The sequence below is a fragment of the Pseudomonas syringae group sp. J254-4 genome (assembly GCF_032586855.1).
Lineage (GTDB): Bacteria > Pseudomonadota > Gammaproteobacteria > Pseudomonadales > Pseudomonadaceae > Aquipseudomonas > Aquipseudomonas amygdali.
Genome location: NZ_JAWHOO010000002.1, coordinates 101,351 through 114,024, shown reverse-complemented (window position 1 = coordinate 114,024; position 12,674 = coordinate 101,351). Strand labels below are relative to the sequence as shown.

Below are 12,674 nucleotides of genomic sequence, written 5' to 3'. Positions count from 1 at the left end.
GTTGGCGGCAGGCATGGATCGTGGCACGATGGTCCGGTTATCGAACTGGATTTCCTGACCATGCCGCACTCAACACCCAAGAATTTTTCACTGATCGCCGCCATCGACCTGGGCTCCAACAGTTTTCATATGGTTGTGGCGAAAGCCAATCAGGGCGAAATTCGCATTCTTGAGCGCCTGGGCGAGAAGGTGCAGTTGGCCGCTGGCATCGACGAAGAACGCCAGTTGACCGAAGAATCCATGCAGCGCGGTCTCGACTGCCTGAAACGCTTTGCCCAGCTGATCAATGGTCTACCGCCCGGTGCCGTACGCATCGTGGGCACCAATGCGCTGCGCGAAGCCCGCAACCGCAACGACTTCATTCATCGCGCCGAAGAAATTCTCGGCCATCCGGTGGAAGTGATCTCCGGCCGTGAAGAGGCGCGCCTCATTTATCTGGGCGTCTCGCACACACTGGCCGACACCCCCGGCAAGCGTCTGGTCGCCGACATCGGCGGCGGCAGTACCGAATTCATCATCGGCCAGCGCTTTGAGCCGCTGCTGCGTGAAAGCCTGCAGATGGGCTGCGTGAGTTTTACTCAGCGCTACTTCCGCGACGGCAAGGTGACACCCGCGCGTTACGCACAGGCCTACACCGCCGCCCGTTTGGAAATCATGAGCATCGAACATGCGCTGCATCGCCTGAAGTGGGATGAAGCCATTGGTTCGTCAGGCACCATTCGCGCTATCGGCCTGGCGCTCAAAGCCAATGGTTACGGCGCTGGCGAGGTCAATGCCGAAGGGCTGGCCTGGCTCAAGCGCAAGCTGTTCAAGCTGGGTGACGTCGAAAAGATCGACTTCGACGGCATCAAGCCAGACCGTCGCGCGATTTTCCCCGCAGGCCTGGCGATTCTGGAAGCGATCTTCGATGCGCTTGAGCTCAAGCGCATGGATCACTGCGAAGGCGCCCTGCGTGAAGGCGTGCTGTATGACCTGATGGGCCGTCATCATCATGAAGACGTGCGTGAGCGCACGCTCAGCTCGCTGATGGAGCGCTACCATGTTGATCTGGAACAGGCCGCACGCGTCGAAGCCAAGGCGCTGCATGCGCTGGAGCAAGTCGCCGAGAGCTGGGAATTGCAGCACGAGAGCTACGCCGAACTGCTGAGCTGGGCGGCCAAGGTGCATGAGATCGGCCTGGACATTGCTCACTATCACTACCACAAGCACGGCGCGTACCTGATCGAGCATTCTGACCTTGCCGGTTTCTCACGCGAAGATCAGCAAATGCTCGCTCTGCTGGTGCGCGGTCATCGCCGCAATATTCCCAAGGACAAGTTCGCCGATTTCGGCGCAGAAGGCATCAAGCTGATTCGCCTGTGCGTGTTGTTGCGCTTTGCGATTCTGTTTCACCACATTCGTGGCACCCAAGAGATGCCACGTGTGATCCTGCGTGCCGACGGCCCGAATCTGGACGCCGAGTTCCCCACAGGCTGGCTGGAAAACAACCAGCTGACTCAGGCCGACTTCGCGCTGGAAGCGGAGTGGCTGACCCGAGTCGGCATCGTCTTCAGCGTACGCTGAGAACCGGGTTGCTCAGGCGCTCCAGCAGGGTCGCCTGGGCGCTTCGGGCGTTCTGATTGCCGGTCGGCGTGCTGCGCACGTAACGCCCGTCTGGCTGCAACAGCCAGCTGTGGGTGTTGTCGGTCAGGTAGCTTTCCAGCTCCTTCTTCACACGCAGAATCAACTTCTTGCCTTCCACCGGGAAGCAGGTCTCGACACGCTTGTCGAGGTTGCGCTCCATCCAGTCGGCACTCGACAGGAACATCTGCTCGTCGCCGCCGTTGAGGAAGTAGAACACGCGCGTGTGCTCCAGGAATCGGCCGATGATCGAGCGCACATGGATGTTGTGCGAAACCCCGGCGATGCCCGGACGCAGGCAGCACATGCCGCGCACCACCAGATCGATGCGCACACCGGACTGACTGGCCTTGTACAACGCGCGAATGATCTTCGGATCGGTCAGCGAGTTGAACTTGGCGATGATGTGCGCTGGCTTGCCATCGAGCGCAAACTGCGTCTCGCGGGCAATCATGTCGAGCATGCCTTTCTTGAGCGTGAACGGCGCATGCAGCAGTTTCTTCATGCGCAGCGTCTTGCCCATGCCGATCAACTGGCTGAACAGTTTGCCGACGTCTTCGCACAACGCATCGTCAGAGGTCAGCAGGCTGTAGTCGGTGTAAAGACGCGCGTTACCGGCGTGATAGTTACCGGTACCTAGGTGTGCATAACGCACGATCTCGCCAGCTTCGCGACGCAGGATCAGCATCATCTTGGCGTGGGTCTTGAAGCCGACCACACCGTAGATCACCACCGCACCGGCAGCCTGAAGACGGCTGGCCAGTTGCAGGTTGGACTCTTCGTCAAAACGGGCGCGCAGTTCGATCACCGCGGTGACCTCTTTGCCGTTACGCGCCGCATCGACCAGCGCATCGACGATTTCCGAGTTCGCACCGCTGCGGTACAGCGTCTGGCGCACAGCCAGAACGTGTGGATCCTTTGCCGCCTGACGCAGCAGGTCGACAACCGGCGTGAACGACTCGAAAGGATGCAGCAGCAGAATGTCCTGCTTGCTGATCACGCTGAAAATGTTTTCGCTGTTCTGCAGCAGTTTGGGGATCGCTGGCGTGAACGGCGGGTATTGCAATTCAGGGTGGCTGTCCAGGCCAGTAATGCTGAACAGGCGCGTCAGGTTGACCGGCCCGTTGACCTGATACAGCTCGGACTCGTTCAGGTTGAACTGCTTGAGCAGGTAGTCCGACAAATGTTTAGGGCAGGTATCCGCCACTTCCAGACGTACCGCATCGCCGTAGCGACGCGAGAACAGCTCACCGCGCAGGGCACGTGCCAGGTCTTCCACGTCTTCCGAGTCCAGCGCCAGATCGGCGTTTCGGGTCAGACGGAACTGGTAGCAGCCCTTGACCTTCATGCCCTGAAACAGGTCGTCGGCGTGAGCGTGGATCATCGACGACAGGAACACGAAGTTGTCGCCTGGGCCACAAACCTCTTCCGGCACCTTGATGACACGCGGCAGCAAACGCGGTGCCGGGATGATCGCAAGACCCGAGTCGCGACCGAAGGCGTCGATACCTTCAAGCTCGACAATGAAGTTCAGGCTCTTGTTGACCAGCAACGGGAACGGGTGCGTCGGGTCCAAACCGATCGGGGTGATGATCGGCGCGATCTCGTCACGGAAGTAGCGACGTACCCAGGCCTTGAGCTTGGCCGTCCAGTGACGGCGACGAATGAAGCGGACCTGATGCTTTTCCAGCTCCGGGAGCAGAATGTCGTTGAGGATCGCGTACTGGCGATCAACGTGACCATGCACCAGCTCGCTGATTCTGGCCAGCGCCTGATGCGGCTGCAAACCGTCGGCACCGGCCTGTTCACGGGCAAAGGTGATCTGTTTTTTCAGACCTGCGACACGAATCTCGAAGAACTCATCGAGGTTGCTCGAGAAGATCAGCAGAAACTTCAGCCGCTCCAGCAACGGGTAGGACTCATCGAGCGCCTGTTCCAGTACCCGAATGTTGAACTGCAATTGCGACAGTTCACGGTGGATATACAGGCTGCTGTCGTCCAGGTTCGGAGCGACGATAGCGGGCACCGCAGCGGCAGGCGCCTCAATGGCCGGGATTACTTCGATGTCAGGTTCAACCGCGGGCGTCGCCTGCGGCACATCGACTTGAACAGCGGCTTCGATGAGTGCTTCGGTATTCATGAATGATCCTGTGAGGCTATTGCCCCTTCAACAGTTGAGCGGCGCGAACAGCGAAGTAGGTAAGGATGCCGTCGGCACCGGCGCGTTTGAAGGCTGTGAGGGACTCGAGAATAACCCCTTCACTCAGCCAACCATTCTGGATTGCTGCCATGTGCATCGCGTATTCACCACTGACCTGATAGACAAAGGTCGGCACTTTGAACTCATCCTTGACCCTGTGCAGGATGTCCAGATAAGGCATGCCTGGCTTGACCATCACCATGTCGGCACCTTCAGCCAGGTCAGCTGCAACTTCGTGCAGTGCCTCGTTGCTGTTGGCCGGGTCCATCTGATAGGACGCCTTGTTGGCCTTGCCCAGATTCAGCGAAGAACCCACCGCGTCACGGAACGGCCCGTAATAGGCACTGGCGTATTTGGCCGAGTAGGCCATGATCCGCACGTTGACGTGCCCGGCCAGTTCCAGCGACTCACGGATGGCCTGGATGCGACCGTCCATCATGTCCGACGGCGCGATCACCTGAGCACCCGCATCGGCGTGCGACAAGGCCTGCTTCACCAGTGCGTCGACAGTGATGTCGTTCTGCACATAGCCCTCTTCGTCGAGGATGCCGTCCTGACCATGGGTGGTAAACGGGTCCAGTGCCACATCAGTGATGACGCCCAGCTCCGGGAAACGGTCACGCAGGGCGCGGGTGGCGCGTTGCGCAATGCCATCCGGGTTCCAGGCTTCAGCACCGTCCAGAGATTTTTTCTCGGTCGGCGTCACCGGGAACAAGGCCAGTGCAGGAATGCCCAGCGCAACCCAGTGCTCGGCTTCCTCAAGCAACAGATCGACACTGAGACGCTCGACGCCAGGCATCGAGGCGATGGATTCACGACGGTTTTCACCATCGAGGACAAATACGGGGAGAATCAGATCATCAACGGTGACAACGTTTTCACGCACCAGCCTACGGGAAAAGTCGTCGCGGCGATTACGGCGCAGACGAGTGAGAGGAAACAGGCGGTTTGCGGGGGTAAAGCTCACGGCGAGACTCCTGAGCCCGCTTACGCGGGCAAGCGCGACAGTTATAAGCCGCCATTATGACCAATGTGTGACAGTCATGGTTCGACCTGCGACTGCACGTCGCGGTCATGGCCCTTATGAGGATCCGACCATTGTGGTTGCAAGAATCTTTAACGTCGAGACACATATCGACACTTTCATCATTGCCTTGGGCGCGTTAGGCTGCGCGTTCATTTCGCCAGCATCCAGACAATGCTCCAGAATTTCTTGAACGAATTCGGCTACTTTGCCCTGTTCCTCGGCACCTTTTTTGAAGGCGAGACCATTCTGGTTCTCGCCGGCTTTCTGGCGTTTCGCGGATACATGGACCTCAATATCGTCATCCTCGTTGCCTTCTGCGGCAGCTATGCGGGCGACCAGTTGTGGTATTTCATGGGGCGCAAACACGGCCGCAAGCTCCTGGCTCGCAAGCCCCGCTGGCAACTCATGGGCGACAAGGCCCTGCGGCTGGTGCGCAAGCACCCGGACATATGGGTACTGAGCTTCCGCTTCGTGTATGGCCTGCGAACGGTCATGCCGGTGGCCATCGGCCTGTCAGGCTACCCACCGGGGCGTTACCTGCTGCTCAACGGTATCGGTGCGGCTGTCTGGGCGGCAGCGCTGGGTTCGGCGGCCTACCATTTCGGCGCGGTTCTCGAGGGCTTGCTGGGCAACGTCAAGAAATACGAACTCTGGGTGCTCGGTGCGCTGATACTGCTCGGCCTTGGTCTGTGGCTGCGCCGACGCATCAAGAACGCGCGTATTGCCCGTGAAGAGCGTGAAGAAAAGAGCCGCTTCTGTGCATCTGCAGCGGCGTCCGATCTGGATACACCTGTCCCCGTGCCCGTCGACCTGACGAAAAAATCAGACGAGTAATTTCTCCGTTTCCTTCCCCGAGTGCAGGCTGACAGGCCTCACTCGGCGGCAGCGCGCAGCCGCTGCCTGACCTCGCAAGCACCGCCCTTCCCCACGCATTTTTGCGTAGCCTGTAAAGCGTGAACTGAACACTCGGCCTGTAAAGCGATCAATTAATGGACGAATTAAAAGAAGCCTTAGATTGCTCAAGTACAAGGAGCCGAATCGATGCAGAAAAAAGTGGCTGTAATCCTGTCCGGCTGTGGCGTCTATGACGGTGCCGAAATCCATGAAAGCGTCCTCACCCTGCTTCGTCTGGATCAACGTGGTGCGCAGGTCCAGTGCTTTGCGCCGAACATCGCCCAGCATCACGTCATCAATCACCTGACTGGCGAGGAAATGCCCGAGTCGCGCAATGTCCTGATCGAATCTGCGCGCATTGCACGGGGCGAAGTGAAAGACATCCGCGAAGCAAATGCAGAAGACTTTGACGCCCTGATCATCCCGGGCGGTTTCGGCTCGGCGAAGAACCTTTCCGACCTTGCCCTGCAAGGCTCTGCCTGCCAGGTGGAAGCCGGGCTGCTGGAACTCGCAGAGGCGTTCGCAGAAGCAGGCAAACCGGTCGGGCTGATCTGCATCACCCCGGCACTGGCGGCCAAGATCTACGGTCCCGGCGTTACCTGCACCATCGGCAACGACCCGGATACCGCTGCGGCCATTACCAAAATGGGCGGTAGCCACGCGCCATGCGCTGTCGATGACATCGTCGAAGACGAAGCACGAAAACTGGTCAGCACGCCCGCCTATATGGTTGCCAAAAGCATCAGTGAGGCTGCATCGGGCATCAACAAGCTGGTTGACCGCGTGCTGGAGCTGACGCACGAGGGCGATGCCTGACCTGCCGCCGGACGAACCCAATGCACCGCCCGTCAGACGAGCGGTGTTTTACAAGCCAGCCATAGTGATCCATCACGGCCTTATGCTTTACTGTATGTATAAACAGTATTTGAGTAATGCCAGATGTCCAGCCCCTATCCGGTTCGTGGCCGCGGTACTGCCAGCAATCCGCATAACCGCTTTGCACCCAGCCAGTCCGTGGCCGAAGACGACGGCTGGTATCAGGAAGTGCCACTTACCCAAGGCACTCAGGTCACCAGCGAAACCGCCAAAAGCATCATTACCCGCAACAGCTCGCCGGATATCCCCTTTGATCGTTCGATCAACCCTTACCGGGGCTGCGAGCACGGCTGCATTTATTGTTTCGCCAGGCCCAGCCATGCCTACTGGGACATGTCGCCGGGCCTTGATTTCGAAACAAAGCTGATCGCCAAGACAAACGCCGCAGCGCTGCTGGAGCAACAGCTCTCCAAGCCAGGCTACCGCTGCGCGCCCATCACGCTGGGAGCCAATACCGACCCGTATCAGCCTATCGAACGTGAATACCGCATCACTCGCGCCACGCTTGAGGTGCTGCTGCGCTATCGGCACCCGGTCAGCATCATTACCAAGGGCTCGCTGATCCTCCGCGACCTGGACCTGCTCGCAGAGATGGCCAGACTTCGGCTGGTGTCAGTCTTCATCAGCCTGACTACACTGGATGACGAGCTCAAATGCATCCTTGAACCCAGGGCAGCAGCGCCCAAGGCTCGCTTGCGGGCCATTCGGGTGTTGCGTCAGGCGGGCGTACCCGTCGGGGTGCTGTGCGCACCCATGATTCCGATGATCAATGACAGCGAACTGGAGGCGCTGCTGAGCGAGGCGAAAGCTGCAGGCGCGCTAAGCGCAAGTTACGTGATGCTGCGCCTGCCGCTGGAGGTCGCGCCGCTGTTCGACGAATGGCTGAAGACGCACTACCCGCAACGTGCCGAACATGTGATGAGCCTGATTCGTCAAAGCCGCGGCGGAGCGCTGTACGACAGTCAGTTTGGCTCAAGGATGCGCGGTGAAGGACCGTTTGCCGATCTACTGGCTCAACGCTATGCCCTGGCAATCAAACGGCTTGGATTGAACAAACGTGGCGGTTTCGCACTCGATTGCGATGCTTTTTGTCCGCCAGGAGGACAAATGTCACTGCTGTGACGAACTTGGTACTATCGTGCAAACCCGCGTCCCAGAGCCATCGCATTCAGTTTCGCTTAAGCTTGGGCGATTAGTCTGTAACTCGGAGTGTCACCAGCGATAGCGCTCAAGGGATTTGTTCGTGATGCCATTTACAGGGATCACATCCGGCTCTGGTCAAACAGGCATGAAGAATCCATATCAATCCGTCAGAGAGGATGAAGACATGACAGACATCGGTAAACAGCATTCGGCTACGTCGTCCAGCACATCAAGCCATTCAGACAGCGCCGACGTAGCGTTGAAACACATCGTCGATGGCTTTGTACATTTTCGTAACGAGGTCTTCCCCCAGCAGGAAGAACTGTTCAAGAAGCTGGCGACTGCCCAATCGCCACGGGCCATGTTCATCACCTGCGCCGACTCGCGCATCGTGCCCGAATTGATCACCCAAAGTTCGCCTGGCGACCTGTTCGTCACGCGTAACGTCGGCAACGTCGTCCCGCCGTATGGCCAGATGAACGGCGGCGTGTCCACCGCTCTGGAATACGCAGTGGTTGCACTGGGCGTGCAGCACATCATCGTTTGCGGACACTCTGACTGCGGCGCCATGCGCGCAGTGCTCAACCCTGACAGCCTGGACAAGATGCCTACGGTAAAAGCCTGGTTGCGTCATGCCGAGGTTGCCCGCACGGTAGTCGAGCAGAACTGCAGCTGCAGCGGCGAACTGGAAACCATGCAGGTCCTGACTCAGGAAAACGTGATTTCCCAGTTGCAACACCTGCGCACCCACCCTTCGGTCGCAGCAAAAATGGCCAGCGGCCAATTGTTCATTCACGGCTGGGTCTACAGCATCGAAACCAGCGAAATCCTGGCTTATGACGCCGAACTCGATCGTTTCATACCGCTCGACGGTTCGGGACCGACGCCGATGGCTTCACCGAAAGCACGCTTTTCAGCCGACTGATCACCAGTCCGACTGACGGCAAGCCCTTCTTTATCAGCTGATGGCGGCTGCGCAGGATGCGCGTCGCCCGTCTTGCCTCGTCTGAAGAATTCCGGAGAAGCGTCATGGGTATTACAGCATTGAAAACCGCTTTACCACGGGAGCTGCTCGCTTCCGTGGTCGTGTTCCTGGTCGCCCTGCCGCTGTGCATGGGGATCGCCATCGCATCCGGCATGCCTCCGGCCAAAGGTCTGATCACCGGCATCGTGGGCGGGCTGATAGTCGGCTGGATAGCCGGTTCTCCGTTGCAGGTCAGCGGACCCGCAGCCGGTCTGGCAGTACTGGTTTTTGAAGTGGTACGCGAGCACGGCATGGCCATGCTGGGTCCTATTCTGGTACTCGCCGGGTTACTTCAGCTGCTGGCAGGTCGATTCAAGCTTGGCTGCTGGTTCCGGGTCACGGCGCCTGCGGTGGTCTATGGCATGCTCGCCGGTATCGGCGTGTTGATCGTACTGTCACAGGCACACGTGATGTTCGACAGCGGTCCCAAACCTTCCGGGCTGGACAATCTTATCGCCTTCCCTTCCACACTGATCCAGGCATTCGGACCAGGCACCGGCATGCAAGCCGGTATGCTCGGTCTGGGCACCATGCTGATCATGTGGGGCTGGGAAAAACTTCGTCCGCAGTCTTTGCGCTTCGTACCCGGCGCGCTGCTGGGCGTGGGTATCGCCACCGGCATCAGCCTGTTCATGGCCTTGCAGGTCAAGCGTGTCGAAGTGCCTGACAACCTGGCCGACGCCATCGACTGGCTTCGCCCGGCCGACCTGATGAACCTGGCCGACCCGGCCATTCTGGTTGCCGCTATCGTTGTGGCGTTCATTGCCAGTGCCGAAACGCTGCTCTCTGCCTCGGCGGTTGACCGCATGCACAGTGGCCAGCGTTCGGACTTCGACAAGGAACTCAGCGCTCAAGGCGTGGGCAACATGCTCTGCGGCGTGCTCGGTGCGTTGCCGATGACCGGCGTTATCGTGCGCAGCTCGGCCAATGTTCAGGCCGGTGCCACCACGCGCTTCTCGACGATCTTCCACGGTCTGTGGCTGCTGGCGTTCGTGTTGCTGCTGTCGAGCGTACTGCAGAGTATTCCGGTCGCGAGTCTGGCTGGCGTGCTGGTTTATACCGGTCTGAAGCTGGTCGACCTGAAGGCGTTTCGTGGTCTGGGTCGCTATGGCCGGATGCCGATGTTTACCTATGCGGCGACTGCCGTGGCGATCATCTTCACCGACCTGCTGACCGGTGTACTGGTCGGTTTTGGTCTGACCCTGGTGAAGCTGGCGTTCAAGGCTTCGCGCCTGAAGATCAATGTGGTCGAACTGGCGGGCGAGAAGGAATTCGAGCTGCGCCTGGTCGGTGCCGCAACGTTCCTCAAGGTGCCGGCGCTGACTCAGGCTCTGGGCACTATCCCGCAGGGCAGCACCGTGCATGTGCCTCTGGGCAATCTGTCCTACATAGACCACTCGTGCCTGGAGCTGCTGGAAGAGTGGGGACGTTCCAATGCCGCGCATGGCACCCGACTGCTCATTGAGCCGCGCGGGTTGAAGCGTCGTCTTGAAGGGCGGATCTACACAACAACGGGGATAGGCTCGGGCGCGGCCTGATAGTCAAAGCCTTGGGCTACAGCCTGGAATGATGGGAGCCGGATGGGTCTTCGCGTAGCAGCGGAGCGATATCCGGCTCCTTCCATTGCGGGCGAAGACATTGATTCGGGCCTCTGAATCAGATGACGGAGCGTTCCAGCTCCAGGCCGATACCCAATTGTCGTGACAGGCTCGGCCAGCGCTTCCACGCTGCACCTGTATCAGGACTGGTCAGTTTTTCGCGGTAAGCCTCGACGGAGTCCAGCGCGAAACTTTCATCATCAAGCAGCTTGTCGACGGCATGGTGAACCGCCTCGTCCAGCTGGTTGGCAAATTGCTCGCCGATCAACTGGTGGGCAATCACGCTGGCAACCGTGGTATTTGACGGTATCAGCGGCTGACCAAAATGCTTGATGTACAGATCGTTCACCTCCTCGACCAGTCTGTGTGCCAGATAGGCCTCGTCCAGCAGGCTTTCCAGCCCTTCATGTCCGTCCATGATGGAAGGGGGTGCTGCGAAAAAATGCTCTGCGATTTTCAGTACCGGTTTAATCTGCCCTTCGATACCGGCTTCTACGGCGACCTCGTGAGCAGCGTCCAGCAGGTCGGGGACCAAGTCGATGTAAGCAGTGACGAAACGCGTCAACACGTCCTTCGCGTCGACATCCGGGAGGTGAATGGCAGGATGAAGATGTGGGAGCTTCTGTTCCAACTGTTGCAGCAAGTGGCCGGTCTCGGCTTCATGTTGATGGGCTAGTTGTATCTGCTCGCGCAATGCGGCGGTGTTCATGGCAGTGGGGACTCCTGAGGGCATTAAACCCCGTGGTTTGGTTATGGAGAGTCATACGTTAGCTCGGTTAACTAAATGCCTAAGACATTTTTGCTATAACCGAAACGCATTTATATGCATTGGCTATATCAAGGCGTTTTTTGCTCAGTTTCTGACCATTTGCCTACAGTGGCGCATAAATACGGCACCTTGCGCTGATGTAAGCAGGCTACTCTGAAGCCGCCCGCAGACCTTTCGACACGCTGTCTGACATAAAAAGTGAGCCCGGCATGACTCAGCCTCTTTTATCCAAGCGGCTTGCTCTGCGTTTGATCTGTTTGCTGGTGATCATGTTCATCTGCGGATTTGCATTGCCGTCGCTCTATGGTTTGCTGACCGGGCATAACGGAAACCGCGATCAGGACGCTTCGCGGCAGATCGAGGTGCAGTTCACCGCGACAAACTCTGCGGGGATGGTCTGGGCGTTCTACCCGCGCGCCAGCCAGATGCAAATCAACCCTGGTGCCCTCAACGAAATGATTTTCGTGGCGCAGAACCCTACTGACAAACCGATGAAGGCCCAGGCTGTACCGGGTATTTCGCCGGGGAAGGCGGCAGAGTGGTTTCACAAGACCGAATGTTTCTGCTTCACCCAGCAGACCTTACAGCCGGGTGAGCGTGTCGAGATGCCCGTGCGCTTCATTGTCGACCGCGACTTGCCCAAAGAGGTGAAACGCCTGACGCTGGCCTATACGCTGTTCGATGTCACTGCGCCCTAGGCGCTCGAAGCCATATAGGCCATCATCCCCAGCCGCATGCCGATCACTACCCGCGTTGATGCCATGACCCGTATCCAGAAAACCGTTTTTATCGCTGCCGCCATTGTTGCCCTCGTTCTGGGCCTGATCCTCAGCCAGTTGCTGCCGGGCAGCGGGTCTGAGGATCAGGCGGCACTTAACGATGCAGGTATTGTGCTGCTACCGAAAAGTCGCCAGTTGCCAGCCTTGAGCATGTCGGACCAGAACGGCGCAGCGGTGGCCCTTGATGACTTGAAAGGCAAATGGACGCTGATGTTCTTCGGCTACACCTTCTGCCCGGACATCTGCCCCACTACCCTGGCGCACATAAAGCAGATCAGTACCGAGCTGCCTGAAAAGGTGGTCGAGCGCATGCGTGTGGTGCTGGTCAGCGTCGACCCTGACCGCGACACGCCGCAGCAGCTCAAGCAATATCTGGGTTATTTCGACAAGCAGTACATTGGTCTCACGGCACCTGTCGCAGATATCCAGAAGCTGGCCAACGCAGTGAGCATCCCGTTCATTCCGGCCGATACCAGCAAACCGAACTACTTTGTCGACCACAGCGGCAACCTGGCTTTAATCGGGCCGGACGGCACCCAGCGAGGCTTTATCCGCGCGCCGCTGAACAACCAGAAGCTGGTGAAGCAATTGCCGGGGCTGCTGGAAAGGGATTAGGGCCTGTGAGATTACTGCGGGAGTGACCGGGGCGGCGATCCGCATTGCTCACGAAGACTTGGTCCAAACGCTCTATTTTCTGGAGGCTTTACCGGCCTCTTCGCGAGCAAGCTCGCTCCCACGACGCGC

General features: G+C 58.7%; 11 protein-coding genes. 8 read left to right on the top strand and 3 right to left on the bottom strand.

What is annotated here, in order from left to right:
- The first annotated feature begins 60 nt into the window (after window positions 1-60).
- On the top strand, window positions 61-1,563 hold the full coding sequence (gene ppx, locus RYB09_RS03710) for an exopolyphosphatase (RefSeq protein ID WP_005731673.1): 1,503 nt from the start codon (window positions 61-63) through the stop codon (window positions 1,561-1,563).
- Here ppx and ppk1 read toward each other — a convergent pair.
- Window positions 1,550-3,760 (bottom strand): polyphosphate kinase 1, encoded by a 2,211-nt coding sequence (gene ppk1 / locus RYB09_RS03705; protein ID WP_058408235.1) that lies wholly within the window; start codon window positions 3,758-3,760, stop codon window positions 1,550-1,552. The genes ppx and ppk1 overlap by 14 nt on opposite strands.
- 16 nt (window positions 3,761-3,776) lie before the next feature.
- Window positions 3,777-4,787, bottom strand: a complete 1,011-nt coding sequence (hemB, locus tag RYB09_RS03700; protein ID WP_122281541.1) for a porphobilinogen synthase — start codon at window positions 4,785-4,787, stop codon at window positions 3,777-3,779.
- A gap of 231 nt (window positions 4,788-5,018) precedes the next feature.
- On the opposite strand from hemB, the gene RYB09_RS03695 reads away from it, so the two are divergent.
- The 5 genes from RYB09_RS03695 to RYB09_RS03675 all read left to right on the top strand — a co-directional run bounded on the left by RYB09_RS03695 (window position 5,019) and on the right by RYB09_RS03675 (window position 10,322).
- Window positions 5,019-5,681 (top strand): DedA family protein, encoded by a 663-nt coding sequence (locus RYB09_RS03695; RefSeq protein WP_004655204.1) that lies wholly within the window; start codon window positions 5,019-5,021, stop codon window positions 5,679-5,681.
- A gap of 207 nt (window positions 5,682-5,888) precedes the next feature.
- The gene (gene elbB, locus RYB09_RS03690) at window positions 5,889-6,557 is read left to right on the top strand and encodes an isoprenoid biosynthesis glyoxalase ElbB (protein WP_122281540.1); all 669 of its coding nucleotides are present in this window, start codon (window positions 5,889-5,891) and stop codon (window positions 6,555-6,557) included.
- A 123-nt stretch (window positions 6,558-6,680) separates the two neighbouring features.
- Window positions 6,681-7,739: a PA0069 family radical SAM protein gene (locus RYB09_RS03685; protein WP_002551548.1), complete on the top strand. Its 1,059-nt coding sequence runs from the start codon at window positions 6,681-6,683 to the stop codon at window positions 7,737-7,739.
- Window positions 7,740-7,944: 205 nt separating this feature from the next.
- A complete protein-coding gene (locus RYB09_RS03680; protein WP_003432243.1) occupies window positions 7,945-8,685 on the top strand; it encodes a carbonic anhydrase in 741 nt (246 codons plus the stop codon).
- A gap of 104 nt (window positions 8,686-8,789) precedes the next feature.
- Window positions 8,790-10,322, top strand: a complete 1,533-nt coding sequence (locus RYB09_RS03675) for a SulP family inorganic anion transporter (RefSeq protein WP_003403858.1) — start codon at window positions 8,790-8,792, stop codon at window positions 10,320-10,322.
- A gap of 118 nt (window positions 10,323-10,440) precedes the next feature.
- On the opposite strand, the gene RYB09_RS03670 is transcribed toward RYB09_RS03675, so the two are convergent.
- On the bottom strand, window positions 10,441-11,091 hold the full coding sequence (locus RYB09_RS03670) for a hypothetical protein (RefSeq protein WP_002551545.1): 651 nt from the start codon (window positions 11,089-11,091) through the stop codon (window positions 10,441-10,443).
- 269 nt (window positions 11,092-11,360) lie between these two features.
- Between RYB09_RS03670 and RYB09_RS03665 the strand changes: the two genes are divergently transcribed.
- The gene (locus RYB09_RS03665) at window positions 11,361-11,849 is read left to right on the top strand and encodes a cytochrome c oxidase assembly protein (RefSeq protein WP_316887548.1); all 489 of its coding nucleotides are present in this window, start codon (window positions 11,361-11,363) and stop codon (window positions 11,847-11,849) included.
- 63 nt (window positions 11,850-11,912) lie between these two features.
- Complete coding sequence (locus RYB09_RS03660; protein ID WP_316887615.1) at window positions 11,913-12,545, top strand: SCO family protein; 633 nt, start codon at window positions 11,913-11,915, stop codon at window positions 12,543-12,545.
- The last annotated feature ends 129 nt before the right edge of the window (window positions 12,546-12,674 follow it).

What these genes read in the sequence shown, in the direction of transcription:
- RYB09_RS03675 (WP_003403858.1), top strand. Translation starts at nt 8,790, where the DNA reads ATGGGTATTACAGCATTGAAAACCGCTTTACCACGGGAGCTGCTCGCT.
- ppx (WP_005731673.1), top strand. Translation starts at nt 61, where the DNA reads ATGCCGCACTCAACACCCAAGAATTTTTCACTGATCGCCGCCATCGAC.
- RYB09_RS03680 (WP_003432243.1), top strand. Translation starts at nt 7,945, where the DNA reads ATGACAGACATCGGTAAACAGCATTCGGCTACGTCGTCCAGCACATCA.
- ppk1 (WP_058408235.1), bottom strand. Translation starts at nt 3,760, where the DNA reads ATGAATACCGAAGCACTCATCGAAGCCGCTGTTCAAGTCGATGTGCCG.
- RYB09_RS03670 (WP_002551545.1), bottom strand. Translation starts at nt 11,091, where the DNA reads ATGAACACCGCCGCATTGCGCGAGCAGATACAACTAGCCCATCAACAT.
- elbB (WP_122281540.1), top strand. Translation starts at nt 5,889, where the DNA reads ATGCAGAAAAAAGTGGCTGTAATCCTGTCCGGCTGTGGCGTCTATGAC.
- RYB09_RS03665 (WP_316887548.1), top strand. Translation starts at nt 11,361, where the DNA reads ATGACTCAGCCTCTTTTATCCAAGCGGCTTGCTCTGCGTTTGATCTGT.
- RYB09_RS03660 (WP_316887615.1), top strand. Translation starts at nt 11,913, where the DNA reads ATGACCCGTATCCAGAAAACCGTTTTTATCGCTGCCGCCATTGTTGCC.
- RYB09_RS03695 (WP_004655204.1), top strand. Translation starts at nt 5,019, where the DNA reads ATGCTCCAGAATTTCTTGAACGAATTCGGCTACTTTGCCCTGTTCCTC.
- RYB09_RS03685 (WP_002551548.1), top strand. Translation starts at nt 6,681, where the DNA reads ATGTCCAGCCCCTATCCGGTTCGTGGCCGCGGTACTGCCAGCAATCCG.